This window comes from Arcanobacterium phocae, assembly GCF_018913465.1.
GTDB lineage: Bacteria > Actinomycetota > Actinomycetes > Actinomycetales > Actinomycetaceae > Arcanobacterium > Arcanobacterium phocae_A.
Genome location: NZ_JABAPM010000002.1, coordinates 292,266 through 318,355 on the forward strand (window position 1 = coordinate 292,266; position 26,090 = coordinate 318,355).

A 26,090-nucleotide genomic window follows, 5' to 3' on the forward strand; every position below is an offset into this window, starting at 1 on the left:
CTGGACATTGTCCAGCGCGTGCCCTTATTTTGGAGACAATAGGCGCAAGTCAGCAAAAACGATCTAGCATTACATAGCTTGGACGATTAGTCGATCGTGGATTCCCGAATGGACTGTCGGCCAGCCTGCAAGGATAGAACCCTTATGCCGAACATCCAATGGAGTTCCGTCTAATCGAGTAACTAACGCACCTGTTTCTTGACAGATCAACATAGCGGCCGCGATATCCCATGGGGACACCCACAGGTGAACAAATGCTCCAGCACGTGAAGATGCTACTTCGACCAATTCCAGAGCTGCGGATCCATAACGCCGATGTCCACGCGAGTCTTTGAGAACTTCAATCAGACGTGGCAACGCATTCATTTCTTTCAGGTCAGTGATAACAACTGCCTCCGAATAAGGCCTCTCCGGGTCTACCTTTGGGAGCTCTTTTCCGTTGCAACGTGCACCTCCTCCGCGTATTGCGGTGTAGATTTTACTGCCAACAACGTCAGCCACCACGCCCAATACTGGCACTCCGTCCTCGCACAGAGCTAACGAGATCGCATAATCTCGATGTGTCTCAACGTAATTCATCGTGCCGTCAATCGGATCAAGTACCCAAACTCGCCCGTCGAAAGAATCGATACTATGGTTTTCTTCGCCTAAAAGCGGATAGTCTGTTACATCAGCAAGCTTTCGCGCAATGATCTCTTCTACCTTTTTGTCGACTGCAGTTACGAGATCATTCCGATTCGATTTAGTAGCTACTTTAAGATCGATACCGGGATTCAATGCTACTTCGCATGCTTCGACGACAATTTTCTCAGCGTATCCTAGTAGCTCTTCATAACTTTTTACACCACTCATCTTACTTCTCCGATTCATTATTGTTATCTGACGATTGTGCAGCAAGGAATTGCCTATCTTTACGAAGCATACGCTCCTCAAATACTGCAACGAAAGCCAAGCAAATCAACCCGGCAACAGCAGAAATCATCAAGACTGTAAACGTTGATTCCCACCCATGGAAGACATGACCGAGTATTGTAAGGCCTTCTTTTTGTGGGTCTGCAATGCGGCCAAGGAGAACTTTTGCCATTGAGTCTCCAAATACGTAGCCGAAAGCTCGTGGTACAGCATTCACGACAACCGTGGCGTTCTTGGGTGCAAAACCAATTACACAAATACCGATCAGCGTCACTGGACCAAAGATAAGGAAACCGATAAAGAACAATGCACCATAGACCACTGGAGCCGTCGTTGCCTGAGAGTAGATCCAAATTGGCAGAATCACCAACGCGATTCCAATGGCTGCAGTCAGAGCGCGGCGGCCACCCAGCTTGTCTGAGAAATAGCCCCACAATAGCGATCCCAACAAGCCGCCAATTTCGAGAGCAAATGTTGTATTAACAGCGGTATATTGTGAGAAGCCTAATTCCGTTTGTGCGTAGAGAACATTCCAGTTATCAATGCCAATTCGTACGGTATACGCAGCAACATTTGCTATGCACAATAGCCATACTGCAGGGTTCTTCAGGACGTATTCGATCAGAATCTGCCCCTTAGTCATCTGTGTAGCGACGACGTCGACCTGTGCTTTGGGCTCATCAAAAATTTCTTCGGCCGTCTCCCAACCAAGCTCTGCTGGATCATCCTTGCCGAAGAAGAATCCCCAAATTCCGATTGGGATAGCGACGAGACCAGGAACGATAAACATACCTGCTACAGATCCACCAAAGAATGTATTAGCTCCCCAAACCGCAAGTATGCCTGCTATCATCGCACCCAGATTATGGGAAGCATTCCACCATCCAATAAATCTTCCGCGTAGCTTTCGTGGTGTCCATCGATTCATTGTCGAATTCGAGCAAGGTCCGCCCGGAGCTTGGAATAAGCCATTGATTGACCATAACAAGATCAGGAATCCATATGGATGCCTCATAGTCATCAGAACGATGCCAATAATAACTGCAAGAATACCAGCAGATGTGACTAAGAAACTAAGCGCTTTTTTAGTATTTTTGCCGTCGAAATAAAACCCTAAGAATAAGCCTCCAAATCCGTAGGTTAACGAAAAGGCAAAACCAATGAGACCTAGCTCTGTGGTTGAAAAACCAGCCTGGGTGATGAGCTCTGGCTGAGCTGCTTTGAAATTTGTTCGTAACAAATAAAAAGCACCGTACCCAATAACCAGCACCGAGTATACTTTCATAAACTCTGCCAGCCAGCGTTTTCGCTGTACTGCCAGGGTTTCACCAGAACGTGGCAATCGATTGATAGCAAATAGACTTCGATTCTTCATCTGGCCCACAACCTCCTTGTTGTATTTCCTTCTTCACCATTGAAGATGGCTCAGCTGACATATGAAGATAACCAACCGGTATAAAAATGCTATTCAAACGATTGAACTATGTCAAGCAAAATACTCTATTTGTTTTAACAAATATTTACGGGAGGCTACCATATGGATACATGTACCTGTGTACGCCTAACTGAATCCAGACGTCAAAAGGACGTCATTCAACCCGAGTAGTGGTATTCCGTACTACAAGGTGGCTATCTACTACCATTGTCTTGGCGCCTATTTTCGTATTGTTGTGCCGTTCAATTGCTAACTCAACCGCATATTCAGACACCTGAGCAATGCCTCGATCTACCGACGTAAGACCAAAAGCTCGCGAGGCAGCGATTGAGGAGTTATCAAACCCGACAACACCTACATCTAAAGGAATCCTCAAGCCAGCCCGCTCCAGTGCAATAACAGCCCCTTGAATGCACTGATCGTTGTATCCTACTACCGCTGTTGCGATTCCTGTTTCTTTGAATTGATTTGTTGGAGAATCTGAACGCTCGCATAGAACATGCTGCATGGCCAGAAAGCCATCATCTAAACTATTGCCCGCAGCTACGATTTCGAGCCACACATTATTCCCATTTGCTGCATGTTCAATGGCTCGACGCCTATTGCGCGCAGAGATACCTTTTGGCCCGTCCAGGTACAGAATTCTCCGGTAACCCCGATCAACTAGATGCGTAACTAGTTCTTGCATCCCGACGTCGTTGGACGAACGAACAAGGCTGGAAGTTGGACAAGGAGACGTCTGACCAATAATGACAGATGGCTCTAAGCGTTCTGGAATAGGTTCAGGAAAACACGGATTAATTGCAATGGTGTTGGTTACCCTTAATTGAGCTAACCGCTCTAGCGCTTCCTCATAGCCAGCATAGAAACTAGCATCTTCGATAGCTAGTTGATAACCATGTTTATTCGCAATGGACCGAATATTGGATACATATGCAGCGTGCAGTTCTTGACTAAACTCTGCAGCAACTCCAATGATGCGCGGGTTATTTGTTCGCAACAACGATCCAGTAATATCGGGCCGGTACCCGATTTCCCGCGCTACTCTTTTTATTTCTTGTGCAGTTTTATCAGAGATTCGCGGATCATTTCTGAGCGCCAACGACACCGTCGAGACAGACACGCCTATATGCTCAGCTACATCACGCATAGTTGCTCTGCGCGTTATCGCCGCACTTTTCTTAGTAGTCATGTCAGGGAAGAGACAGTATTACGCAGTTTGCCCTTGGGCACCGCGCAATACTAATCGCGGTTCCGCAGTACCAGTTACGACGTCGGCATCAATAACTGCACGTTCTACGTCGTCACGAGACGGTATTTCAAACATCAGTTCACGCAACAGGTTTTCCATAATCGAACGTAGCCCACGAGCACCCGTACCGCGCTCTATCGCTTCGGTAGCAATAGCACGCAAAGCCTCTGGAGTTACGTCAAGGGTGACGCCATCCAGCGCAAACATCTTCTGATACTGCTTGAGCAGCGCATTCTTCGGGGTGGTAAGAATTTCTACGAGATCGTCAACGCTAAGTTCTTCCACGTTAGTTACGATCGGTAACCGCCCCACAAGTTCTGGAATGATACCGAACTTATGTAGGTCTTCCGGCGTTACTTCGCTAAATACTTCTGTACCGCGATCTGCTTCATGGAGCTGGGCACCAAAGCCAATCCCCCGCCGTCCGGTTCGCGACGAGACAATATCTTCCATGCCAGCAAAAGCTCCGGCGAGGATGAACAAAACATTTGACGTATCGATCTCAATAAATTCTTGCTGTGGATGTTTGCGACCACCCTGCGGTGGCACAGAAGCTACAGTTCCTTCGATAATCTTCAGCAGCGCCTGCTGTACGCCTTCCCCGGAAACATCGCGGGTAATGGAGGGGTTTTCAGATTTGCGTGATATCTTATCGATTTCATCGATATAGATGATGCCTCGCTGAGCTCGCTCAACATTACCGTCAGCTGCTTGGATAAGTTTAAGAAGGATATTTTCTACGTCTTCACCGACGTACCCAGCTTCAGTCAACGCTGTGGCGTCGGCGATCGCAAACGGCACATCGAGCATTCTGGCCAGTGACTGTGCAAGATACGTTTTACCGGTACCAGTTGGCCCCATGAGCAGAATATTCGACTTGCCGATCTCTACATGCTCTTCAGACTGCTTTGCTTTGAGGCTAGATCCTTGTTGGGCACGAATTCGCTTGTAATGATTGTAAACGGCAACTGCCAATGTTCGTTTTGCTCGTTCTTGTCCAACGACGTATTCGTTGAGGAATGCAAAAATTTCTGCCGGCTTGGGCAGCTCTTTCTCTTCATGCTCTTGAGCATCATTCCCGAATTCTTCTTCAATGATCTCATTGCAAAGTTCAATGCATTCGTTGCAGATATACACTCCAGAGCCAGTGATGAGTTTGCGTACTTGACGCTGGCTCTTTTGGCAGAAGGAACACTTGAGCGTATCTGCCGCATCGGCCGTGCGTGTCACTGGGTTTCTCCATTCGTTGTAAATCGTCGTCGACTTCTATTCCACACTATATCGCGTCCAGTGTGAAGTGTTTGAGTGTTGGGCGTGTTAACAATTGACGACGACGGGGCCAAACTTGACGTCTGACCCCGCCGTAGCAAAAGGTATTATGCCTAGATTTTATTTTGCGAGCCGTGGGTCAATCGCTTTACGCGATGCCAGAACTTGGTCGACTAATCCGTATTCTTTTGCTTGCTGAGCAGTAAGGATCTTATCGCGAGCAATATCGTTCTTGACAATCTCGCGGTCTTTACCGCTGTGCGCAGCAAGGGTATCAATGAGCCAATCGTTCATACGGTCTATTTCGTCCGCAACAATGGCAATATCCGATGCTTGGCCTTGAACACCTTCCATTGCTGGCTGGTGGATAAGAATACGAGCATTTGGCAGAGCTAGACGACGTCCTGGACTACCCGCTGCAAGAAGAACAGCCGCAGCTGAAGCAGCTTGTCCCAAGCAGACTGTCTGGATCTGCGGCTTAATGTACTGCATCGTGTCATAGATTGCGGTTAGCGCCGTAAACGATCCACCTGGGGAATTGATATACATCGTGATTGGAGATTCTGGATCAGTTGATTCCAGAACGAGCAACTGTGCCATGACGTCATCAGCCGAGGCGTCATCAACTTGGACACCAAGGAAAACGATGCGATCTTCGAACAGTTTTGCGTATGGATCTTGACGCTTGTAACCGTAAGGCGTCCGCTCTTCAAAGTTTGGCAGGATGTAGCGATTTGACGGCATTTGTGGTGCGATACCACCGGGCATCATATGCATCTGATTTGGGTTCATTGAATTCATCATCTGCGTTTCTTTCCTCAGTTCTGACCATCATGTGGTGCGACGTTTTGCATTCCGCCACCACCGACAACGGATGAGGCGTCTTCAATAATATGGTCTACGAATCCATATTCAAGTGCTTCATGAGCGGTGAACCAGTGATCCCGATCAGAATCTTCAAGGATTTGTTCCACGGTCTTGCCCGTATGCTTTGCATTGAGTTCAGATAATTCTTGTTTCATTTGCAAAATCAGATCTGCATTAATACGAATCTCCGTGGCAGTACCACCAGCGCCACCTAACGGCTGATGCATAAGCACCCGAGTGTGTGGCGTAATGTAACGCTTGCCTTTAGCTCCAGCAGTCAGCAAGAACTGCCCCATTGACGCAGCTAATCCCATGCCTACAGTTGCAACATCTGGCTTGATGTACTGCATCGTGTCAAAGATTGCCATGCCTGCTGTTACCGAGCCACCAGGCGAGTTAATGTACAGATAGATGTCCTTATCAGGATCTTCCGCAGCCAATAGGAGGAGCTGAGCACAAATAATGTTTGCGTTTTCGTCCTTAACCTGATCGCCGAGCCAGATGATGCGCTCTTTGAGGAGACGGTTATAAATTGAATCGCCTAATCCGAGGCCATTTGCGCTGCCTCCGGCGAGCTGTGGCGTGGTAGTCACGTATTCTCCTTCGTTGTGGCATTAAAACCAAAATTGTTTCCGTAAGACCTCAACACGATCTTACGTATTTCCATATATGAGAGTACCCTGCTTTTGCCTTATTTTCCAATATGCGTTCGCTAGTGGCGTGGGCGGACAGGTGTCCCTCAAACTGGGTAATAACGCAAACCTCGGCGATATAGATCCCGGTTTGCGCAATTGCCGCGTTTCTCAACCGCGAACCGTTACCCTAAAGAAAAAGGGACCACACCGCACAGGTATGGTCCCTTTTACGTTAAGTATCAGGCAAGAGCCATAATGGTCTTACGTGCCTTACCAGCCTTTTCAGCTTCGAGTACGCGTGCCTTTTCAGCGTCATCTGCAGCCTCAAGGTAAGCAATAACTTCGTCTACCTTGTGAGCGGATGGGTCAAACTCGCCAGCAGCTTCAGTTGCTTCTGCTTTCTTTTCAGCCTTCTTAGCCTTTGGTGCCACAACCTTCACCTTCTTCTCCTGAGCGGAGAAGTCTGGAACAGTTTCGCCTTCTGGGGCTTCGCCGAGGATCTCGGTTACGTCAACGACGGTACCGTTTTCATCCTCTACCTTTGCGAGGCGCAGAGCTGCGATGAGACCCTTGTTGCGTGCGATCTCACCAGCAAATGCACCGATTTGGTTGGTCTGAGCAGCAGCTTGGATGAACTGGTTCGGATCCATGCCGTACATCTGCGCCTGAGAGACGAGGAACTCGATGAGTTCGTCCTGAGCCACATCAACGTTGAACGCCTTGGCGTATGCGTCAAGAAGAATCTGGGTACGAAGTGCTTCTTCGATCTCGCCACGGATTTCTGCACCGTGAGCGTCGTCTGCTTCTTTACCTTCGCGCTCGAGGTGGTTCTTTACTTCTTCTTCAATCACTGATTCTGGAAGTGGGAACTCAACTGCGGCAAGAAGTGCTTCGGAAAGCTTCTGGGTTCCTTCAGCAACTGCATCGTTACCCTTGTTCTTTGCGGCGGTCTTGCGGAGGTCTTCCTTGAGTTCATCGATAGTGTCGAACTCGGAAGCGAGCTGTGCAAAATCATCGTCTGCTTCTGGGAGCTCGGATTCCTTCACAGAGTGAACGGTGATCTTGACGTTCGCATCTTCACCTTCATGAGCGCCGCCCATGAGCTCAGCAGTGAATTCGACTTCGTCGCCTGCCTTAGCACCGGTAAGTGCTTCGTCTTGGCCTTGAAGCATGTTGCCGTCACCGATCTTGTAAGAAACACCGGAGACGTCATCAATCTCTTCACCATCGATTGTGGCAACCATGTCAATGTTGACGTAATCACCCTTAGCAGCTGCACGATCAACCGAGGTAAGGGTTGCGAAACGCTCACGGAGGGAGTCGAGCTCGGCGGCGACGTCGTCGTCAGAAACTGCAACGGAGGAAACCTTAACGGTCATGGATGCTGGGTCTGGGAGGATGATCTCTGGACGAACATCAACTTCGACGGTGAACTTCAGGGCGGTGGTGTCATCCTTGCCCTTCATTTCTGGAACTTCGTCAATAGCGATTTCTGGGCGCGCCATTGGGAAGATGTCAGCTTCTGCAACAGCTTGCTGGTAGAACTTGTCCATGCTGTCATTGATTGCTTGCTCAATGATGTAGCCCTTGCCGATCTTCGCTTCGAGGATGCGACGTGGGGCGTGACCTGGACGGAAGCCTGGGATGTTGACCTGCTTGGCGAGAGTCTTCGCGGCTTTCTCGTAGTCTGGACCGAATTCTTCGGCGGTCACTTCGACGGTTAGCTTGGCGCGGGTCTCGCTGAGGTACTCAACGGAATTCTTCACTGGGATTTCTCCACTCACGTATTCGGGGGCCGTGGCCCGTTGGGTTCGCCGTTTGGGTGGCGAACGTCTGTCAGAGGCGCAGAGCTTGTTTTCTAGCTGTGACGTAACGACGCCGATCTGGCACGTTGCGTTTGCGCATACTGTTCCATCATAAAACATGTAAGGGCTAAGGTCTGCATTATCGCGCAATGAAGGTAAACACAACTGCCGCTTCTCCAACATTGACGTATTCATTGATACGGATACGTGCCATCGAAGAATTACCCTATCGTTACGTGACTTTAATTACTCAAAGGATTTTCCGTTGGACTATCCTCAGTGAGCAATCATTGCTAGCGTAGAAACTACTTATTCTTCAACGATCGGACGTCCGCTATGCACATAGCCTACGGAACCTATAAACAAAAGTTGCCGTCCATAGGCTATGTCGCTGTGCTAGGATTGCTCGTCGTCGCATTGCCGTTAAGCAGTTTGGCTTTTGCCTCGCAGGATACCTCCATCCAGGAATTACACGAAGATGCTCCGGATACTTTGATCACCGGCGGGTCTACTCCTGAATTACGAAAGCATCCGGAATCAAGCGAGGCACCGATCTATACTCCGTCATCTGATGTGCAACCAGAGGATGGTCCACCGCCCGACGCTCTGCTCGCGGATAGTAATGAGCACTCCCCTCCAGCAATATTAAGTACTGAACCAAATACAGATACACCTACTCTCCGACTACGCAACGCACAAGCAGCTTCATCATTTTCCTGTTCTGTTGATGCTGTTTATGCCATGGACAATAGCAGCAACATCTTTGGCAATGGCGCCAACACTTTGCTTCCCGATAACCCTTTTAGTCCCCAAGAACTCGTTCCGAGCAAATATCCAAATTATCGCGATGTCGTGACAGATGGTCTAGCAATAAGCCACGAGGGTTCCACTGCTTTTGCTTTCGCAATGGAAATTCGTACATGGGGCAGCCCACGCAATTTTTACTTCCACCCGAAAAAATTCTCCCAAGGCGTGTGGACCAATATCGAAGTGACAGATCCTGAAATTTTTTGGCCGCAACATTGGAACGTCACCACCGGTGCTATCGATCCAGTAACCGGAGATTATTATTTGGGTGGCTTTGACGGAAAGAAATTCAAGTTATATCGGATCTCCGAGAATCCCGGAAATAACGGGAAGCACGATATCAATTACGTCGGAGAAATAAATGTTCCAGACGCGAGCGAAAGAGGCGGAATCGCGTTTGATTCTCTCGGTAACCTACACCTTGCAAGTTCGTCTAATATCTACACTATTTCTCACATCAACCTTGCCCAGGCAGCATTAACAAATCCGGAAGTTTCTGCTACTTCATTGACTGCCCAAGGTACCGGCATCACATACGGAAGAGACGGTCGTCTTTTCGTGGTAGAGCCTTCTACGGTTACTTCCTACGACCCGTTTACTTTTGACTCTGCAGCTACAGAAATTACTGGTTCGAATCTTGTCTCCGTCTCCAGCTGTGGTTTTCCACCGATGCTGACGTTAACAAAGAATATCGTGGAACGAAAGAATCCGACTGATCAATTTTCGTTGACGATAATGCGCGATTCAACGGTGCTGGCATCTGCGGAAACTACTGGAGAGACTACTGGTTTGCAAGAAGCGCAGACCCCATTAACGAATGTGTTGTCTACGAAAACCTACAAGGTTTCAGAAACTGCTACTCACGGCGCAAACCTTGAGGACTATGACACAACATTGGAGTGTTCTTATGTTGATAATGAAGGCGGTTTACAGGTAATCATCCCGCAAGACGCTTCTAGCAATAGCACAGCGACAGTTACTCATTCAATCACGCTGCCGGTAGCAGATAACTTCAGTTCTCATACTCGGATTTCTTGCCAGTACACAAATACTAAAAAGCGGGAACCTAGTTTTCTTTCACTAAGTAAAACAATTCGGGGAGATGGAAGTCCTCAAGGTTGGACATTAGACGCTGAAATAGATACCACTAGTAATCCGCTAGGAGGCACTGTCACTTTGACTGGGAATACATGTTCCGGGGTGACTGATGAGCAAGGAATAATGTCAGGTACACCTTGCACCATTACCCTCAATAGTGATAACCCAACTGAAGTTATTATTTCGGAAACACCCGGCCCGCAAACATTGCCGACGTGGAAAAACGTCGGCTTAACATGCCAACGCACTGACGGTGGTGCTGAAGCAGTAAAACTAAGCCATGTTGATGGTGCATTACATGGCACACTCACGGTTTTACCTGGCCAAGCCTATTCTTGCCAATTCGTGAATGAGAATCAGGTTGGCACAATAACCTGGGAATTACATGACGCCGATAATGACTTACCGCTAACTGATTCAGTATGGACTATCGAACGGGAAACCTCACCAGACGTATGGGAAACCGCAACATTGCCGTCGCACAACGATGTTGCGCTAAATGATATTACTGATTGCGTCTCAGATCCTTGCCCAAGTAACTCGCTGGACCAGAATCCTCAACCAGGTTTGTTAACACTATCTGATCTTGCGTTTGGGAAATATCGACTTGTGCAAAGCCTTTCACCACCCGGATACATACTCGCATCATCAATCGAGTTCGCTATTGACTCGACGTTCCCACTTGCGACTCCGCTGAAATTTACAAATGCGAAAGCTACTGTTCCACGAATTCCGTTTACTGGCGGTACTGGAGCTGACCTGTTCATTTTTATAGGTTCCGGATTACTTATTGTTGCACTGAGTATCCAGCTGTTGACGTTGAAAAAACGCCCGCGCACTAACTAATACGGGGCAGTCCTCTGCTAGATTTCTACACCCTATCAATATTCGTAAGCTAGAAGCTGGAACGATGACTCCCCGGTTTGCCGAACGACCAAACAGGCAAACCTGGCATTGATGTTACTAAGTTGTATTTACCGTATGCCCATCTCAAATCTTGATCTGACAACGTCAGATGGATGGAACAATTTACCTACTACTCCCACGGCAGACGTTTGCGACACTAGGACGCTAGACCCCGGGAACAACACCCCAGCCACTTTCAGAACTGAAAAAGCTCTGGTATTGGAACTACAGCCCAGGCTAACCAGGTTGAATACACGATCGCTGCCACTATCCCGGATATTGCCGATGATGATTCTTACACACCCTTCACCAGCACTTTGACGAACATGACGGCACTAAAGGTTGCTCACGGTAAGAAGTTAGTCATGAAGATTCAAGCCAATGTTGATGGCGCCTACAATAAGACACTTAAAGGCGTGAAATTCGAAAAATTTAATGCTGATATCCCGTTTCCTATAGTGGCCTGTATGGCCTGTCCTTGGAACATGCACGATTGACAGCTGCTTAGGGCGGTCTAGGCACACAACTGCCCCCCCCACAATGAGCGGGCTAATTTTGAAGATCATAAATAAAACGTAAAATAAAACCCGAGATTCGCTTGAGAGCGAATCTCGGGTTTTGTTGGTCGGGATAGCGGGATTTGAACCCACGACCTTCCGCTCCCAAAGCGGACGCGCTACCAACCTGCGCTATATCCCGTCGCTCTAAAAACTTTAAAGGACTTTTTAATAAATTTCTAATCTGAGACGATCTTGAGGTTCAGATCACGTTTAGGATATCTATTTTGCACACAGCGGCTTCACTTGCTACACTCAATAAGTCAGTTTCGACTGGCAAAGCGAGTGTAGCTTAATGGTAAAGCCTCTGCCTTCCAAGCAGATGACGCGAGTTCGATTCTCGTCACTCGCTCTTTTCATACTCACTTCACCTTCAATAAGTTAATTGAACTCACCCCACATCGCGCACAATCCCAATTAAACACAAAGTGTCTTAAATCACACAGAAGATAAAAGCTTCCTGAGCGAAGTCTGGGAATTTCCTGAAAGCTCAGAGATTTAATGGCGTGTCGCGTTACCGGTCCATTCACCAAACAAGCTATATTGTGCGCTAGCTCGCAGAGCAAATTGATTATTATGTAGCGAGCCGTGGAATATACGACTACAGTTTTAGTCGAAACACTTAACCATTCGCTCAATCAGCAAACTGATTGACAGGAAACATTTAGGAGAATCTAAATGAAGAACTTTAAGAAGGGTGCAGCATTTGGCGTTGCATTCGCAGTAGCAGGTCTTGGTCTCGCAGCTCCGGCTTTCGCAGCCGACTCCGATTCAAATCTTTCACCGTTAGAGCAGGCTAAGCATGACTCAAACGAATACTGCTCAATCGAGCACTGGGATGTCAATAAATGCAAGAAAGCAGATACAGACTTGAAAGACGCGCTTCGTAGCGAAGCTTTCAAGGAGCGTCTTGAAAAATACCGCAATGACGAAAACGTTCAGGAAGCCACCAAGAGTCTTCGCGCTGGAATCAACGGCGACGAGTCCCTCAAGTCCCGTCTCGACCAGTACAAGAAAGATGCAAATGTTCAGGACGCAACAGAGAATCTCCGCCTAGGCATCGAAGGCAAGGAAACCCTCAAGTCCCGTCTTGACGCATTAAAGAAGGATCCAAACGTCCAGGACGCAACTGAGAACCTCAGTCTTGGCATCGAAGGCAAGGAAACCCTCAAGTCTCGCCTCGACCGCTACAAGAAGGATCCAAACGTACTCGAAGCCACCAAGGATCTCCGCCGTGGCATCAAGGGAGAAGAGACCCTCAAGTCTCGCCTCGACCGCTACAAGAAGGATCCAAACGTACTCGAAGCCACTGAAGGTCTTGCTGATTACCTCAAGGACGGTTCTGCAAAGACCGATCCAAAGAGCGAAACTACTCCAGCCATGAAGCTCACCCCAGCCAAGAAGGCTGAAGAAGCTAAGAAGGGTGAACTTGCTAAGACTGGTGTTGCAGTAGGCGCTCTCGCTGGCATCGCAGCTCTCTCCACCCTCGGTGGTGCAGCAACTCTTCGTCGTCGCAACCACTGATTTAAGCTAGATAGAATGTAATAGCACATATCTATCTGACTTCAAAAAACTAAGGTGTGGCCCGCAGGATTTCCTGCGGGCCACACCTCTATGTTCTACCACTTAACGAGATTCTTTGAACTCCACGTGCTTGCGCACAACTGGATCATACTTCTTGAGTACCATGCGGTCTGGAGTATTGCGACGATTCTTCTTCGTCACATACGTAAAGCCAGTACCTGCCGTGGACACAAGCTTAATGATTGGACGGACATCCGCAGCCTTAGCCATTTTCTACCTCACAACTCTCCGCGCCGAATCAAATCAGCAGCAACAGCATCGATCCCTTTTGAATCGATTGTCTTGATTCCCTTTGCACTCACAGTCAGAGTAATCGTGCGCTTGAGTGAGGGAACATAATACCGTTTATTTTGCAGGTTCGGGTTGAATCGACGGCTCGTACGCTTATGCGAATGAGACACCGTCTTGCCAAACTGCGGTTTACGGCCAGTCACTTGACAATATGTGGCCATTACCCTTGCCTTCCTTTGAATTTTGGATTGAGCTTATTGATGACATAAACCCGTCCCCGACGGCGAACTACTTTTGAACCCGGCTGGTTCTTTAAGCTATGCAATGATGCACGAACTTTCATGACCGTCTCTCCTTACCAAGATGATTTAGTGACACCAGGCAAGAGACCTTCATGTGCCATTTTCCGGAATCGAACACGCGACAGCCCAAATTTTCCAACGAATCCGCGCGGCCGCCCGTCTACAACATCTCGGTTACGCAATCGCGTGGGCGATGCATCCCGTGGCAATGCATGAAGCTGTCGCATCGCTTCATCCCGTTCACTCGCCGATAAATTGACGTCTACTGACATTTTCTTCAACTGTGCGCGACGCTCGGCATATTTTGCCACTATTTCTCGTCTACGCTGGTCGGCTACGATTTTCGATCGTTTTGCCACTCACATCACCTCTTGAGAATTGTTCTCATCTAATTACTCTGCCATAATAGAGAATAGTTCTCATTAAGGCAAGTGCACTGATCGAAAGGACACTATGACTACGCGCACGCTCCACGTCATTTCCAGCACCAACCAGTTACTGACGGATCTGCTTAGCTTGGCTTTAAACGCGAATCCTGACAACACATGGCAAACACAAGTGATTTTTGGCGACGACGTAGCCCCGCAAATCGGAACTGCCCTATTCACATCTGTTTCCGGGAAGACCTTCCGCACTGAACTCACTGGAACGTGCATCACGTGCGCAATCCGCGTAGCAATGACTACTTTTGTAGACAGTCTTAATACACCTGAAACGTTCTTGTTCTTGCCTGCCGGAATTGAACTCGCACACCTATGCCCCGGATTGCACAACGACCTAGCAGAACGGCATATCATCCTGGGTGCAGTCATGCACAGCATTGACGCGACGAACGCTCCTGCTGAACTCTTAACACACATGCCCCTCAGCGATCATGGATCTAACTTAACCCCAGATGATGAACGCTGCTTAGCTGAAATACACGCACTCAATCTTGGTTATGCAGACCTTATTTTGCTCACCGGAGATCATGATAGTGCAGGTGGCGAGCTAGTCGAGCATCTACGCGCCCACGATACGTTGCTTGCCGACCCGTTCGAAGACAATATCCTTGCCATAGCTCGATCACTCGTTCATAGTCCAGAAGATGCCCTAGAACGTATCCATCCAGCCACGATTCAGGCCTGGGGCGGACCCGACGGGCACGGGACGTGGACACTGGATCTCACGTCTCAGCGGGCATTCCATCCAGATCGTCTATTCGGTTTTGCAGAACAGCTGGGCGAATACGGAGTATGTGCACGCGGTTGTTTCTGGCTGGCATCACGGCCAACAACGATCTGTTCATGGGACGCCCTCGGCGGCTCTGTAGCCATATCGTCCGCCGGTTCATGGGATACACCTGCCGATGCGCAGACACATATTGTCATTGTGGGAATCGGAGATAACACAACAAGAGATGCTATCTCCCAAGCCTTTTCTCAGGCTCTCGCAACAGACGAGGACATGTTGTTCGCTGAGGCAGACGACGGACTAGATCAGTGGCTAGGCACCAACGTTATTGAAGGGTAATTGCTAAACCCACAGCAATGCCGACGATGATAGCTTCCCAATACCAATACATTTTTACCAGCGCAGCAAATTCTCGCACTACCGCCGTCGGCAATGCGAGAACAGACGTGCGGGCCCCGAATGTCGCCCACGGCAAACTCATCCGCCGGGCCAGTAAACCGGCTCGAATCATGTGATAGTCACTGCTGACGATTCCGACCTTGGCGCTCGGACCGAAAACCCGGTCTATGATCGGAGCGCTAAAGGATATGTTCTCGTTCGTCGTCGTCGAGCGATCTTCCTGGAGAACAGTGAAGGTATCTGGTGCCTGTTGTCCAATGTAACGGCTCATCGCCTCAGCTTCCGAAATCACTTCGTCAGCGCCTTTACCACCTGAGCACAACACCGTGCGTGCACCGCTTGTACGAGCAACCGCAATTCCAGCGTCTAAGCGACGAGCCAGCGACGGTGTCACCTTAGTGCCAAGCAAGCCAGCTCCCAGGACAACGACGACATCTAGTGGCCCATCGGGACGACGTCGTCCGCGATGAACCACCATAAAAAGAAAAACAAGAAACTCAAGGAGCACAACCCCTACCCCGGCCGCATAAGCCCAAGCGATACCACCAGCCCGTAGCCCATGAATGATACTTGCTAACCATGAAGCTACTATGCCAGCAACGATGAACCTTGCCGCCCACTTTCGATAGCGCGGTGAACGCAATCGCTCAAGCCCAAACAACACCAGAGCAACTGCACTGCTCACACACAGCAGTTCCAACACATAAGCCATTCTTCATCACCCCTTGCACCCGCTAACATTACAACTCATAAAAATATGTGTTCATATATCCTAGCCGACGCAAGCAGCGGGACTGCGTTCAAAAGAACACAGTCCCGCTGGTGGCATAAAACGTGATAGTCAGATGGTGACTACTTCTGCGATAGCTCTACAACTGCTTTGGCCACTCGCTCATGCGCGTCCCAAATCTCTTGTGGGAGATGATCGAACTGTTCGAGATGCTCACGGCGTGCTTGCAACTCACGAACCCAGAGTTCCGGATCGATGCGCAAGATTTCCGCAAGGTCTTCGCGAGAACCAGTAAAACCGTCAAGGTTAAGCTCGTCGATGGTTGGCACAATACCAACTGGTGTTTGAGTTCCCTTCACACGACCGTCTTTAAGTTCCAGTAGCCATAGGAGCGCACGAAGGTTATCGCGGTATCCAGGCCACAGGAAATGGCCGTCTTCTGGATCGCGTTGGAACCAATTCACGTGAGCAAAGATTGGAGTATCCTTTGCTTCGCCGATGATCTTCATCCAGTGAGCCGCATAATCGCCTTCTGGGTAAGACATAAATGGACGCATAGACATTGGATCATAGCGCAAAACGCCTTCTTTACCTTCAGCCGCGAAGGTAGCTTGAACGCCCATGGTTAAACCGTCGTAGACGCCTTCAGCAATATCGGTAATTGCACGAATAAGTGGCTCGCGATCAGCTACACGACCGCCAAAGATAATGGCATCAATCGGAACGCCTGATGGTACATCATAATCTGGAGCAACGTTTGGCACGTTCGACAGTGTTGTGGTGAAACGGGAGTTAGGATGTGCCCATTCGTCACCCTTAGCCTCAGAGCGTTGACGTTCAGCGGGACGATCCGCGATTGGTTCGCCCTTCCAATCAAGCCAGCCAGCAACGTCTTCTGGATATTCTGGGGTCTTGCCTTCCCACCACAGTTCTTCCGTTTGTGGATTGTAGGCCACGTTCGTAAAGAGGGTGCGAGTTCCAGGAGCCAATGATTCCATTGCAGTTGGGTTGGTGTCCCAGTTGGTATCCTTAGCCACGCCAAATGCGCCGAACTCTGGATTCATTCCGTAGAGGCGACCATCCTTTGGATCCACGCGGAGCCAAACGATATCGTCGCCATAGAAGAATACTTCGTAGCGATCGCCGAGTGCTTCTGGTGGAAGCATCATAGCTAGATTGGTCTTACCGGATGCCGACGGGAAGCCGCCGCAAACGTAGTAGGTCCGATCTTCTTGCTTATCCTTAATACCGATAAGCATGAATTGTTCACCGAGGAATTCACCGGAGAACCAGCCATCGAATGATCCTTGGCGCAAGCCGTGAGCGATTTTACCCAACAGTGCATTGCCGCCGTAGGAAGATCCGTAGTGCAAGATTGTGCGCTCGTCAGCAACGGTCGCAAACAGTCGCTGATCGTCATCGGTGCCTTGACCGAGATTTTCCAAATCACCAGTGACGTGGACAGCCCGGACAAACATCGATGGGTCTTCTAAGTCATTGAGATATTCAACGCCGACGCGAGCCATCCGAATCATGTGGATCGCAACCGTACGGTTGTCAGTTAATTCAACTCCGAGAGCATATTTTGCAAGTGGCGAACCAACTGGGGCCATCAAGTAAGGAACCACGTACATGGTCTTGCCGCGTGATGCGCCGCGCATATGCTCGATTTGAGTTTTAGTTACTTCACTAGCGTCACGCCAGTTGTTGTAGACACCAGCATCGGTTGGACGATGAGTAGCGACGACGGTACGCTCTTCGGACCGAGCTGTGTCCTTGTAATAGGAACGGGAGTAATAACGGTCTTCACCGGCTGGGAAGATCTCTCCCGCAGCTAACGCTTCGTTTACTATACGTTCATCATCAGAAGCGCTAATCACCTCAATATTATCTGGCTGGGTGATGTCAGCCCAATACGCAACGTATTCTTCAACGGCTGAATTTTTCAGGCCCGCAGCCTGGAGGATTTCCGAAACAGTCATCTGTTTCCCCTTTCATTAGCGGATAAACGCAAATTATTCGTCACACTCGAACATTTTTATTTGCGCTTGTTGAACAGCTTATCCTATTGCGGGTCATTAATACAGGACCAAAGAAACAGATAGACTACTCGTACCGATATACGCGAGAGGATACCCATGAAAAACCAACACCAATCACGCCCCTACGTGCCCGACTACGATTGGCTCTGGACCCAGCCCCCAAGCTATACGCGGACACTTCGAGCCATCATCTCGCACTCTGATGCTGCCGTGCTACGCACCGCATTCACATCTTTCATCCGCTCCCTACAACATGATGAGAACGGTGTAGCCGGGCGTGGCGGATGGGCAATATACCCCAACGTCAGCGAATCTGAGCCACACGCCGTCGTCGCTGATATTGTTTCCGGTGGCGAAGACGTAGCCGACGCGATCTGCGACGGCGCAGACGAACTCTTCGAAAAACTCACTGCAACGCCGGGAATAAAAATTCAGTGGCGCCAGCTTGACACCGGCGCCACCAAATCTGACTAACGGAGACTAATCGTTGCGGCGTACCCGCGCCGATAAAATCCGGTGCTGGATCGGAATCGTTACTGCCACCGCAGCGAACGTCAACCCGATACCCAAACCGACCATCGTCAACAACGCAACCATGTTTTCCCACTTCACCAATGCCGGATGCGTTAGCGAAGGCACAAATGACAGCCCAACCACGATCACCAACACAGCAAGCAACGGATACATCACCTGAATAAACCGGGCGCGAATGAGCGTCGAGACGGGCGTGCCAACATACACCAGCGCACGGGTTTCATCACTGCGGTCAAAAACATCAGAGACTTGGTGAATCATCGTCGATACCGCACCGATAATCAAGGCAAAAGCAAACGCAATCAGAACGCCTTGCGGGATATCGTGAGCCACCAATTCCACATACGAATGCGCCTGATCATCAACCGATGCATCTAACGAAACAATGGTCATTGTGGAAACCAATGTTGCTACCGCGCCCATGAGTGCCACCGCACTGATATTGCGCCACGCCGCCCGCGAATGCGAAACCACCCGGCGAATACCGATTAACCGTGCCGGCGAACCAGTGAAAACTAGTGGTCGCATCGTCAGCTGAATAAACAGCGGGCCGGCCAAGGCCAAACCGCCAAAGAAGATCACCACGGCGAGACCGATAGAAAGAACTTGACCGACATCAACCGAGCTTGGTGAGAAGGTTGCTGTCATATACAACAATAGAGCCAACGCCACGCCTAAAACAGCTAAACGCCACATTTTCACATTCGTTGGGATAACGCGATGTGCAACTCCCAGTGGCGAAATGGTTACCCGCTGCAGGCCAACAACCGTTGAAATACTAGCAATAAACAACATAAGACCATAAGCTGCCAACAGCATCCACCAGGGAAGCAACATATGTCCCGTACTAATCGGCAACGTGCCAAAGGTGAGCTGAGACCAAGCCGGCAAAGTTGCCAAGTAAACAGCCAAACCTGCTACATAGCCAATCGTCGCCTGCAAAACACTTTCCACAATCGACATCACCAAGACTTGGCTGGCACTCATGCCCATCAGGCGTAGCGATGCTAGGCGGCGTTCCCGGCCACCAGCACCTAACCGAGCGGCACCTGAACCGAGCGATAACAGCGGGATCGTCAGCAATGCCAACGCGATAACAGAAAATGCTGCGTAGACTTCGCCAATCGACTCATAGCGCACATCGCTATGGAACGCCGTCGCAACAGCCTGGTTGATCGCTCCAACACGTGATTGGAACATGAAGACGCCACCCAACGTGGTCAATGTCAGCCATGATGACACCGCAAACGCAAGAACCGCAAACACATCCAAAATACCGCTGCCAGTGCGCGCGCCTAATCGGGCACGCGTCAGCATCGCAGCTAAAGACAGCGACTTCATCGTGACACCGCCCCGTCATAGTGAATCAAACCGTCACGGATTTCCACCAAACGCTGGCACCACGAGGCCACCTGGGTATCGTGGGTGATAACCACCAAGGTCGTGCCGTTCATTTTTGCGGTAGCGGTCAACAACTGCATCACTTCATGACCGGTTGCCTGATCGAGTGCGCCCGTTGGTTCGTCAGCAAATAGAATCGCCGGATCGTGAACAAGTGCGCGCGCAATAGCCACGCGCTGTGCCTGACCGCCAGACATCTCCCCTGGGCGTTTAGCAGCTTGCGACCGCACCCCGAGCCGTTCCAACCACGTTTCCGCGGTTTTTAACGCCTTGCGCCGGGAGACTCCAGTAAGCAACAGCGGGAAAGCCACATTCTCGCGAGCCGTCAACTCCGGCACTAGCTGTCCATCTTGGAACACGAAACCGAGTTTCGAGCGTCGCAGTTCCGAGCGCTTAGCATCTGACATCGACGAGATCGACAGTTCCCCGAGTTCCACCTGGCCTTCATCTGGCTGCAAAATACCCGACAGCACGTGAAGCAGTGTTGATTTTCCGGAACCAGACGGGCCCATAATAGCCACCTGCTCGCCGTGCTTGATATCAATATCGACGCCCGCCAACGCGTGGACGTCACCGTATGTTTTCATTAAACCGCGACCGCGGAGATTCATTTCGTTCATGGTTCCTATTTTCCCGGCTGACGGTAGCGAGCACCATGGTGCTACCTCCCATTTTTGAGGTAGAGCTAGCCCTACCATTCGCTTCTGCGGCGGTTGAGCCAGCTTCCACCCGCTAATATTACTAGTATGAGTTTTCTTCGCCGGCTATTTTCTATGCGTTCGACGTCGTACGCCCAGGAAATCGCACACCTAACCGAATCGCGCCGCGAAATCGTCAAAGCGTTCGAAATAGAACGCCGCCGAATCGAGCGCGACCTGCACGACGGTGCCCAACAATACCTTGTTGCTACCGGAATGGCGCTCGGCGAACTCGAACTCATTGTCACACTGGCCGGCGATTTGCCTGCCGAACTGGCTGATCTGCCAGAGATAATAGCTCGCGCAAAAACCGCTAACCAGCAAGGATTGGCAGCTTTGCGGGCAACGGTCAACAATGTTCACCCTAAGCTACTGTCTGACATGGGATTAGCAGCTGCCGTACGCGATATTGCTGAACGCAGTGAGCTGCCGGTGCGCGTCGTCGTCCCCCATATGCTCCCGGATCTGCCCGAAGGCGTAGTTGCTACGGCCTACTTCTTGGTGGCTGAAGCACTCACGAACACTGCAAAATATGCACCAAACGCTGAGGCTACGGTTATGCTTGCTGCCGACGAATACCTGCACGTATCGGTCGTTGATACCGGGCCAGGTGGAGCACAGCTAAGTAGCGGGCACGGGCTTGCCGGAATGCGCGAACGGCTCGCCGCATTCGGTGGAACACTCGACGTCGTATCCCCTGCCGGCGGCCCCACGAAAATAACCGGAAAAATCCCGCTACTCTTACGCACCGGCGAATCAAGTATCGTTCTACACTCAGGAGAAAACCAGTGACCCGCACAATTTTTATTGCCGACGATGCCGCCCTGATGCGTGCCGGACTTTCCGGTATTTTGCAGCGCGTGGGTTATGAGATTGTTGGCGAGGCTAGTTCTGCCCCCGAACTTGTGTCCGGGGTGCGGAAGATTATCGACGACGGCGGGCAGATCGACGTCGTTCTTACTGATGTGCGCATGCCGCCGACGATGACTGATGATGGCCTACGTGCCGCCGACGAACTGCGCTGTATCTATCCCAACCTGGCTGTGATGGTGTTATCGCAATATGTTGCACCCGCCTATGCTCAATCGTTGTTTGGCTCGGCGCACGGAATGGCCCGCGGTGGGATCGGATATTTACTCAAAGAGCGCGTCTCTCAAGTGGCCGACTTCGTCACCTCGCTGGATATGGTTGCTGGCGGAGGCGTCGTCGTCGATCCAGAAGTTGCTGCTGGGCTCATCCGTGGCCGGTCTACCGCGCTCGCGGCGCTCACGCCCCGCGAGCGCGAAGTCCTTGAGCTTATGGCGCGCGGACTGTCCAATGCGCAGATCCAGGCGGACTTGTTTTTATCCGCGGCAGCCGTATCCAAACACGTGGCAAATATTTTCAGTAAACTCGGGCTGGCGCCGGGCGAAGAAAACCGCCGGGTGCGCGCGGTGCTGACCTATCTAACCGAAACAGGCGGAACGGGCGCCGCGTCACGGTGACTCTTACAAGGTGACGTGACTGAGCGTGACTCGAGGTGTCTTCCTCAAGGTGACGAACGGGGCGCGAATGTGTATAGTTAAGTCGTTGGCTTTCGCCACTGCGGGCGTAGTTCATCGGTAGAATGGCAGCTTCCCAAGCTGCAGAGGCGGGTTCGATTCCCGTCGCCCGCTCCACTAGACGCTTGATAATGATAAAACGGTGTTGGCGTGTATGCCCCAAAGGGGTCAAGAAAATCCTTTGTGCTAGCGGGTGTATAGTGCGTCGCGCAAATTCTGCGAGAATACTGTCAGATCATGGTCTGCAAATAGCTACTCGAAACCTACTCGAAACAATAATGACAGAGTAGATTTCGAGTAGAACACTCATGAAACCGCTATAACAAGCCACTTCCTTCCATCAAAACAACCTACTCGAAATATTTGGCGAAAAATTTAGAGTAAAGCGCTCATCGCCTTTCTAAGCGCATCAATAATCGCACCAGGACGTAGCGGGAACATCTCGCATGCATCCTGGATGAGAATCTCATCGCAGTACTCACCCGTGCCAAGAGTGTCGATCGTGAACGCAACCGGGTCGGCCTTCCCATAGGAACATAAAAATCAACGGTTGTTAAGATCGGGCTTTCAGCAGCTACTCCATCACGCTATCCCCGGAGCTACACCCGATTAATCACTCGTGCACGTAGCACGCGTCTAGCCACTGCCACGTCTCTCGATAGACAAGATCAGCACCAAGCGGTTTGTTCCGTCACGAACCATACGACGTCCTCCAGTACAGTAGACAGTGATGAATAAAGGTAGGTAGATATGGGAAAGGTAGTTGTAGTTTGAGAAGAAGAAGTTCCCTATACTCCCTCACAGATCTGGCAGGTCGTCACGGATTTAACGAACTGGCAATGGCGCAGCGATCTATCTGATTGCACGATCATTGGTGAACACATATTTAGCGAGACTCCGAAAAAGGGAAATCCCCTAAGGTTTCGCATAACCCGACTCGAAGAACCCTATATCTGGGAATTCCACATGGATTCACCAGCCTTGACTGGTACATGGCAGGGCGCCTTCGAAACAAAAGAAGATGGTGGCTGCCGAGTCAGATTCGTAGAGAGCGTACGCCTTCGAAACAGGCTAGTACCGAACTGGCTAGCGAGACGATTCCTCACTGCCTATCAAGCCCAATATTTCCGCGACCTACAAGCTGAACTGCAATCGCGTTACAACTAGAGCCACCTTTTGTCATCCGATATAACCTGTACTTTTCCCGGCAAACTTAGTTTTCCTTGAACATCGATAGCTACACCCCACAATAGAAAGCAACATCCTGCTACCATCTGCGCTTTAATCGGGTCAATAGGCTACCAACAACTGAGATCGTTGCTCGATGCCATCCGTTGAGCAAGTCCTAAAATGCCTTTTTGTCATTCGCTTCCGTGGACGCAAATCCTCCGTTGTAGATACGTTTTTACGTCGCGCTCACATTAAGATTATCTTGCCGATGCGCACGCACATCACACTACGATTCGGAAGCTTCGTAGCAAAGGTATGTCCAAAGTAGGCAGTTTACCATATCGGACAATTCCGTTTTAGAGCCCTTATTTTTTGTTCTCTCGCATTCTAAGGACGATTCCAATGACAAAACCTACCAGGGCAATACAGAACATGGTCAAGGCCGCTTGCCACGGGAAAATATCAAAAACAAAGTAACTAATCAGGAGCATTAAGACTGTTACGACAACCAACATCAATGCATCACGAAACCATACGTGACTATACGGCGAAAACATCATATTCTACTCCCAGTTCTATGAAGGGTTCCGCCAAGACGCACGGATTGAGTTTGTTCGATGATCTTTTCAATGGACTCACTTCGGCCAACCGGAACAACATCAGAACCATCTTCAAGCACAGTTCCTTGGATCACTTCCGCACTGTCATCGACTGCCATTGCAGGCGAAGCAGCAAACAACATTATTACTGCAGTTACCGCCGCTTTAATCCCTTGAATTTCTTAAACACTCCACCCCACCCCACCGTTTTCATTGTGTCCCACAACACTAACACGGACATACTTTAGTTTCAATTAATTACATTTTTTCAATGACTTAATTAGACCATTGAACAAGCACATCTGACTTGAAATACCCTGAGTCATACCAAACTTTTCAACTTCAAACTTGCCATTATCAGAAGAATTCTGCATTAACTGGGCATCTACCTGACTACGCTGATCGTTAAGCTCTGGGAAATAACACTCAATCTCAAAAGTACCTCCCGTAGGCAACTTGTCGACTTTCTTCGCTGAGTTAATTCTTGATCTTTTTACAATTGCACAGCAAACGAAGATTATCAAAGTCGCGGGTGCAGCCATATTCCCGCGGGAGAACATGGTGAACTTCCTGCACCGGCGCGTGACACCCACCTTCAAGGCAGCCCTCGCACAGCGGGTGGGCTGCGACGTAGGTAGCGCGGATCTTTTTCCGCCTCGACCCGTAACGCTTGTTAGCTTTCGGCTCCCTTTAGTAGGGCCGGTAACGTTTATCCTCAGCCTTGGCATGCGTTTGATAAAAACGCTCGTGAGATAGCTTAGGACAATCCTGATACAAATATGGAGACAGTGGTTTAACTGACATTGTTAGGGTTAAGGCTAAAATAATTCAAGGTCTTTTAGCGAAGCCAATCATCAGAAAGCGGATTAGCTGACATCTGTTGCTTGACATCGTCAAGCCCACGTTGGGCCTTTTCACGATCATGCCGCCAAAACATTTTCACCCCCTCGGACACAGCGCTAAAACCACTTCACCACGCGCTCCTCATAACCTGTACACCTGCTATAAGAATTTGGTGTTCAACAGTCCTAGAAAGCATATTTCCTTGAAATTATGTAACTGCCCCTATATACTAGTATGCATTACAAGCTACTATGTTAGGCAAGGAGGAATAATGTCTGAGTCACAGTTGCGCAAAGGCGCTATCGAATTAGTTGTACTTGGCTTGCTTGACTCTTCTGCATCCTATGGCGGCCAACTCCTCGAACGTCTCACCACAGAAGCAGGAGTGGTCGTGTCGTCTGGCACTCTATATCCACTACTTGCGCGGTTACGTAAAACGCAGCTAGTGAAAACATCGTGGGAAGAATCTCCCGTTGGCCCTCCTCGGAAACGTTATGAACTCACCTCTACCGGAACAAGGCGACTGAACGAGCTTAAAGAAGAGTGGGATCTATTGAATCAGGCAATTATCAAAACAACCAGAACAAAGGACGGCAATCGATGAAATGGTTTGGAAAAGACGAGGATGAAACCAAAAGATTTTTAGGACTTCCACTTTCGAAACTGTGGGAGGGGCAGGCAGACGCAATTCTTGACACGTTTGAACCAGAAAACCCTAATCTTTTTGTGCCTCGACACTACGGTCTAGGTTGGAGCCTCAATCTGGGCGCAGTCGCAGTCAAAGCCGGATGGATTCGTCCTGATGATTCCCTGCCCGATCTTTCCAACTTTATTCCCACCTCCGTGCGCCAATCTGTATCGCTGGCACAGATTGCAAGTGCCCTAGCAGTGATCGCCAGTGCAGCAAAGGTGGCACAACACGAGTCTGTGCCAACAAGCTGGACTCTAGGCGGACTTCCCAAAAAATTCTCTCGAGGTAGGAATGTTGCATTCGCGGCGCTTCTAACTACGGGCGCAGTAGCAACTCTTCCACGTCTTATTGCACGGCACGAAACGGAATCTCGTGTAGCCATAAGCCTCGGGCATCACGCAGATCTACTGGGTTTTGCCTCGATGGTCACAGTCGGGCTTATAGCTACTAATAGGAGCGCTACCCATCCAGGCCAGCGCCAATTTCTGCCTATAGCAGCCCCATTACTTGCAGCGGTAATCAGCGCGAGTATAAAACTCGCCTATCTCAAAGTAGCTCTTCGAAATATTGACAAGCAATTACAAGATAAAACCGGAAAGAAAGATTAAA

26 protein-coding genes, 3 tRNA genes and 2 pseudogenes are annotated in these 26,090 nt (G+C 49.8%); 13 read left to right on the forward strand and 18 right to left on the reverse strand.

Annotated features, from left to right (window positions below; genetic code table 11):
* Positions 1–69: 69 nt before the first annotated feature.
* From KSO86_RS03910 to tig, 7 genes are all read right to left on the reverse strand, one after another.
* The gene (locus tag KSO86_RS03910) at positions 70–852 is read right to left on the reverse strand and encodes an inositol monophosphatase family protein (protein ID WP_216378845.1); all 783 of its coding nucleotides are present in this window, start codon (positions 850–852) and stop codon (positions 70–72) included.
* A 1-nt stretch (position 853) separates the two neighbouring features.
* Positions 854–2,287 carry a hexose-6-phosphate:phosphate antiporter UhpT gene (gene uhpT / locus KSO86_RS03915; RefSeq protein ID WP_216378844.1) on the reverse strand — a complete coding sequence of 478 codons (1,434 nt, stop codon included), beginning with the start codon at positions 2,285–2,287 and terminating at the stop codon, positions 854–856.
* A gap of 214 nt (positions 2,288–2,501) precedes the next feature.
* On the reverse strand, positions 2,502–3,539 hold the full coding sequence (locus KSO86_RS03920) for a LacI family DNA-binding transcriptional regulator (RefSeq protein ID WP_216378843.1): 1,038 nt from the start codon (positions 3,537–3,539) through the stop codon (positions 2,502–2,504).
* 18 nt (positions 3,540–3,557) lie between these two features.
* Positions 3,558–4,829 carry an ATP-dependent Clp protease ATP-binding subunit ClpX gene (gene clpX, locus KSO86_RS03925; RefSeq protein ID WP_216378842.1) on the reverse strand — a complete coding sequence of 424 codons (1,272 nt, stop codon included), beginning with the start codon at positions 4,827–4,829 and terminating at the stop codon, positions 3,558–3,560.
* A 159-nt stretch (positions 4,830–4,988) separates the two neighbouring features.
* A complete protein-coding gene (locus KSO86_RS03930) occupies positions 4,989–5,672 on the reverse strand; it encodes an ATP-dependent Clp protease proteolytic subunit (RefSeq protein ID WP_269435395.1) in 684 nt (227 codons plus the stop codon).
* 14 nt (positions 5,673–5,686) lie between these two features.
* Positions 5,687–6,328: an ATP-dependent Clp protease proteolytic subunit gene (locus KSO86_RS03935; RefSeq protein ID WP_216378841.1), complete on the reverse strand. Its 642-nt coding sequence runs from the start codon at positions 6,326–6,328 to the stop codon at positions 5,687–5,689.
* Between the two features lie 281 nt (positions 6,329–6,609).
* The gene (gene tig, locus KSO86_RS03940; protein ID WP_216379063.1) at positions 6,610–8,136 is read right to left on the reverse strand and encodes a trigger factor; all 1,527 of its coding nucleotides are present in this window, start codon (positions 8,134–8,136) and stop codon (positions 6,610–6,612) included.
* A 375-nt stretch (positions 8,137–8,511) separates the two neighbouring features.
* Here tig and KSO86_RS03945 point away from each other — a divergent pair, with 375 nt between their 5' ends.
* Together KSO86_RS03945 and KSO86_RS03950 are read left to right on the forward strand one after the other, a co-directional pair.
* A complete protein-coding gene (locus tag KSO86_RS03945) occupies positions 8,512–10,926 on the forward strand; it encodes a hypothetical protein (RefSeq protein ID WP_216378840.1) in 2,415 nt (804 codons plus the stop codon).
* Positions 10,927–11,312: 386 nt separating this feature from the next.
* The gene (locus tag KSO86_RS03950) at positions 11,313–11,483 is read left to right on the forward strand and encodes a hypothetical protein (RefSeq protein WP_216431832.1); all 171 of its coding nucleotides are present in this window, start codon (positions 11,313–11,315) and stop codon (positions 11,481–11,483) included.
* A gap of 125 nt (positions 11,484–11,608) precedes the next feature.
* On the opposite strand, the gene KSO86_RS03955 is transcribed toward KSO86_RS03950, so the two are convergent.
* A tRNA-Pro gene (locus tag KSO86_RS03955) sits at positions 11,609–11,685 on the reverse strand.
* Between the two features lie 139 nt (positions 11,686–11,824).
* On the opposite strand from KSO86_RS03955, the gene KSO86_RS03960 reads away from it, so the two are divergent.
* Positions 11,825–11,895, forward strand: a tRNA-Gly gene (locus KSO86_RS03960).
* A gap of 326 nt (positions 11,896–12,221) precedes the next feature.
* On the forward strand, positions 12,222–13,067 hold the full coding sequence (locus KSO86_RS03965) for a hypothetical protein (RefSeq protein WP_216378839.1): 846 nt from the start codon (positions 12,222–12,224) through the stop codon (positions 13,065–13,067).
* Between the two features lie 102 nt (positions 13,068–13,169).
* Here the strand turns inward: KSO86_RS03965 and rpmG are convergent, their stop codons facing one another.
* From rpmG to rpsN, 4 genes are read right to left on the reverse strand one after another with little or no spacing between them, the layout of a single operon-like run.
* Positions 13,170–13,337 carry a 50S ribosomal protein L33 gene (gene rpmG / locus KSO86_RS03970; RefSeq protein ID WP_091282209.1) on the reverse strand — a complete coding sequence of 56 codons (168 nt, stop codon included), beginning with the start codon at positions 13,335–13,337 and terminating at the stop codon, positions 13,170–13,172.
* A gap of 8 nt (positions 13,338–13,345) precedes the next feature.
* Positions 13,346–13,579, reverse strand: coding sequence for a 50S ribosomal protein L28 (gene rpmB / locus KSO86_RS03975; protein ID WP_216378838.1), 234 nt, complete (start codon positions 13,577–13,579; stop codon positions 13,346–13,348).
* Complete coding sequence (gene ykgO, locus KSO86_RS03980) at positions 13,579–13,701, reverse strand: type B 50S ribosomal protein L36 (RefSeq protein ID WP_091282213.1); 123 nt, start codon at positions 13,699–13,701, stop codon at positions 13,579–13,581. Before ykgO ends, rpmB begins: the two co-directional genes overlap by 1 nt.
* 12 nt (positions 13,702–13,713) lie before the next feature.
* Entirely contained in the window at positions 13,714–14,019 is a 306-nt protein-coding gene (gene rpsN, locus KSO86_RS03985) for a 30S ribosomal protein S14 (protein WP_216378837.1), read from the reverse strand.
* 94 nt (positions 14,020–14,113) lie between these two features.
* Between rpsN and KSO86_RS03990 the strand changes: the two genes are divergently transcribed.
* Positions 14,114–15,172: a CobW C-terminal domain-containing protein gene (locus tag KSO86_RS03990; RefSeq protein ID WP_216378836.1), complete on the forward strand. Its 1,059-nt coding sequence runs from the start codon at positions 14,114–14,116 to the stop codon at positions 15,170–15,172.
* On the opposite strand, the gene KSO86_RS03995 is transcribed toward KSO86_RS03990, so the two are convergent.
* Positions 15,159–15,944 carry a YdcF family protein gene (locus tag KSO86_RS03995; RefSeq protein ID WP_216378835.1) on the reverse strand — a complete coding sequence of 262 codons (786 nt, stop codon included), beginning with the start codon at positions 15,942–15,944 and terminating at the stop codon, positions 15,159–15,161. The two genes, KSO86_RS03990 and KSO86_RS03995, sit on opposite strands and share 14 nt — an antisense overlap.
* A gap of 140 nt (positions 15,945–16,084) precedes the next feature.
* A complete protein-coding gene (locus tag KSO86_RS04000; RefSeq protein ID WP_216431834.1) occupies positions 16,085–17,944 on the reverse strand; it encodes a phosphoenolpyruvate carboxykinase (GTP) in 1,860 nt (619 codons plus the stop codon).
* 156 nt (positions 17,945–18,100) lie between these two features.
* Here KSO86_RS04000 and KSO86_RS04005 point away from each other — a divergent pair, with 156 nt between their 5' ends.
* Entirely contained in the window at positions 18,101–18,478 is a 378-nt protein-coding gene (locus tag KSO86_RS04005; RefSeq protein WP_216378833.1) for a hypothetical protein, read from the forward strand.
* A 6-nt stretch (positions 18,479–18,484) separates the two neighbouring features.
* On the opposite strand, the gene KSO86_RS04010 is transcribed toward KSO86_RS04005, so the two are convergent.
* Together KSO86_RS04010 and KSO86_RS04015 are read right to left on the reverse strand one after the other, a co-directional pair.
* Positions 18,485–19,879: an ABC transporter permease family protein gene (locus KSO86_RS04010; protein ID WP_216378832.1), complete on the reverse strand. Its 1,395-nt coding sequence runs from the start codon at positions 19,877–19,879 to the stop codon at positions 18,485–18,487.
* Positions 19,876–20,559 (reverse strand): ABC transporter ATP-binding protein, encoded by a 684-nt coding sequence (locus KSO86_RS04015; RefSeq protein WP_216378831.1) that lies wholly within the window; start codon positions 20,557–20,559, stop codon positions 19,876–19,878. The genes KSO86_RS04010 and KSO86_RS04015 overlap by 4 nt, the downstream gene beginning before the upstream one ends.
* Before the next feature lie 126 nt (positions 20,560–20,685).
* Between KSO86_RS04015 and KSO86_RS04020 the strand changes: the two genes are divergently transcribed.
* The 3 genes from KSO86_RS04020 to KSO86_RS04030 all read left to right on the forward strand — a co-directional run bounded on the left by KSO86_RS04020 (position 20,686) and on the right by KSO86_RS04030 (position 22,295).
* On the forward strand, positions 20,686–21,429 hold the full coding sequence (locus KSO86_RS04020) for a sensor histidine kinase (protein ID WP_253280562.1): 744 nt from the start codon (positions 20,686–20,688) through the stop codon (positions 21,427–21,429).
* A complete protein-coding gene (locus KSO86_RS04025) occupies positions 21,426–22,121 on the forward strand; it encodes a response regulator transcription factor (RefSeq protein WP_366493417.1) in 696 nt (231 codons plus the stop codon). The genes KSO86_RS04020 and KSO86_RS04025 overlap by 4 nt, the downstream gene beginning before the upstream one ends.
* Before the next feature lie 100 nt (positions 22,122–22,221).
* A tRNA-Gly gene (locus KSO86_RS04030) sits at positions 22,222–22,295 on the forward strand.
* A 285-nt stretch (positions 22,296–22,580) separates the two neighbouring features.
* Here KSO86_RS04030 and KSO86_RS08600 read toward each other — a convergent pair.
* Positions 22,581–22,706 (reverse strand): annotated as a pseudogene (locus KSO86_RS08600) (methionine adenosyltransferase); the annotation flags it as partial.
* Between the two features lie 264 nt (positions 22,707–22,970).
* On the opposite strand from KSO86_RS08600, the pseudogene KSO86_RS08655 reads away from it, so the two are divergent.
* Together KSO86_RS08655 and KSO86_RS04040 are read left to right on the forward strand one after the other, a co-directional pair.
* Positions 22,971–23,345: pseudogene (locus KSO86_RS08655) on the forward strand (SRPBCC family protein); the annotation flags it as partial.
* Between the two features lie 620 nt (positions 23,346–23,965).
* Positions 23,966–24,124 (forward strand): hypothetical protein, encoded by a 159-nt coding sequence (locus KSO86_RS04040; RefSeq protein WP_216378830.1) that lies wholly within the window; start codon positions 23,966–23,968, stop codon positions 24,122–24,124.
* Positions 24,125–24,424: 300 nt separating this feature from the next.
* On the opposite strand, the gene KSO86_RS08745 is transcribed toward KSO86_RS04040, so the two are convergent.
* Entirely contained in the window at positions 24,425–24,592 is a 168-nt protein-coding gene (locus KSO86_RS08745) for an HNH endonuclease (RefSeq protein WP_436231478.1), read from the reverse strand.
* A 469-nt stretch (positions 24,593–25,061) separates the two neighbouring features.
* On the opposite strand from KSO86_RS08745, the gene KSO86_RS04050 reads away from it, so the two are divergent.
* Both KSO86_RS04050 and KSO86_RS04055 read left to right on the forward strand, forming a co-directional pair.
* A complete protein-coding gene (locus KSO86_RS04050; protein WP_216378829.1) occupies positions 25,062–25,394 on the forward strand; it encodes a PadR family transcriptional regulator in 333 nt (110 codons plus the stop codon).
* Positions 25,391–26,089 (forward strand): DUF5808 domain-containing protein, encoded by a 699-nt coding sequence (locus tag KSO86_RS04055; RefSeq protein ID WP_216378828.1) that lies wholly within the window; start codon positions 25,391–25,393, stop codon positions 26,087–26,089. Before KSO86_RS04050 ends, KSO86_RS04055 begins: the two co-directional genes overlap by 4 nt.
* Position 26,090 lies beyond the last annotated feature (1 nt).

Bases quoted from the DNA above. Each gene is read 5' to 3' on its own strand.
- KSO86_RS03950 (WP_216431832.1), top strand. From the start codon at position 11,313: ATGACGGCACTAAAGGTTGCTCACGGTAAGAAGTTAGTCATGAAGATT.
- KSO86_RS03930 (WP_269435395.1), bottom strand. From the start codon at position 5,672: ATGATGAATTCAATGAACCCAAATCAGATGCATATGATGCCCGGTGGT.
- KSO86_RS03965 (WP_216378839.1), top strand. From the start codon at position 12,222: ATGAAGAACTTTAAGAAGGGTGCAGCATTTGGCGTTGCATTCGCAGTA.
- rpmB (WP_216378838.1), bottom strand. From the start codon at position 13,579: ATGGCCACATATTGTCAAGTGACTGGCCGTAAACCGCAGTTTGGCAAG.
- ykgO (WP_091282213.1), bottom strand. From the start codon at position 13,701: ATGAAAGTTCGTGCATCATTGCATAGCTTAAAGAACCAGCCGGGTTCA.
- KSO86_RS03995 (WP_216378835.1), bottom strand. From the start codon at position 15,944: ATGGCTTATGTGTTGGAACTGCTGTGTGTGAGCAGTGCAGTTGCTCTG.
- rpmG (WP_091282209.1), bottom strand. From the start codon at position 13,337: ATGGCTAAGGCTGCGGATGTCCGTCCAATCATTAAGCTTGTGTCCACG.
- KSO86_RS04040 (WP_216378830.1), top strand. From the start codon at position 23,966: ATGATCTTTTCAATGGACTCACTTCGGCCAACCGGAACAACATCAGAA.
- KSO86_RS03990 (WP_216378836.1), top strand. From the start codon at position 14,114: ATGACTACGCGCACGCTCCACGTCATTTCCAGCACCAACCAGTTACTG.
- KSO86_RS03920 (WP_216378843.1), bottom strand. From the start codon at position 3,539: ATGACTACTAAGAAAAGTGCGGCGATAACGCGCAGAGCAACTATGCGT.
- KSO86_RS03945 (WP_216378840.1), top strand. From the start codon at position 8,512: ATGCACATAGCCTACGGAACCTATAAACAAAAGTTGCCGTCCATAGGC.
- KSO86_RS04010 (WP_216378832.1), bottom strand. From the start codon at position 19,879: ATGAAGTCGCTGTCTTTAGCTGCGATGCTGACGCGTGCCCGATTAGGC.
- KSO86_RS04005 (WP_216378833.1), top strand. From the start codon at position 18,101: ATGAAAAACCAACACCAATCACGCCCCTACGTGCCCGACTACGATTGG.
- KSO86_RS04015 (WP_216378831.1), bottom strand. From the start codon at position 20,559: ATGAACGAAATGAATCTCCGCGGTCGCGGTTTAATGAAAACATACGGT.
- KSO86_RS04055 (WP_216378828.1), top strand. From the start codon at position 25,391: ATGAAATGGTTTGGAAAAGACGAGGATGAAACCAAAAGATTTTTAGGA.
- KSO86_RS04020 (WP_253280562.1), top strand. From the start codon at position 20,686: ATGAGTTTTCTTCGCCGGCTATTTTCTATGCGTTCGACGTCGTACGCC.
- uhpT (WP_216378844.1), bottom strand. From the start codon at position 2,287: ATGAAGAATCGAAGTCTATTTGCTATCAATCGATTGCCACGTTCTGGT.
- KSO86_RS04000 (WP_216431834.1), bottom strand. From the start codon at position 17,944: ATGACTGTTTCGGAAATCCTCCAGGCTGCGGGCCTGAAAAATTCAGCC.
- KSO86_RS03910 (WP_216378845.1), bottom strand. From the start codon at position 852: ATGAGTGGTGTAAAAAGTTATGAAGAGCTACTAGGATACGCTGAGAAA.
- KSO86_RS04050 (WP_216378829.1), top strand. From the start codon at position 25,062: ATGTCTGAGTCACAGTTGCGCAAAGGCGCTATCGAATTAGTTGTACTT.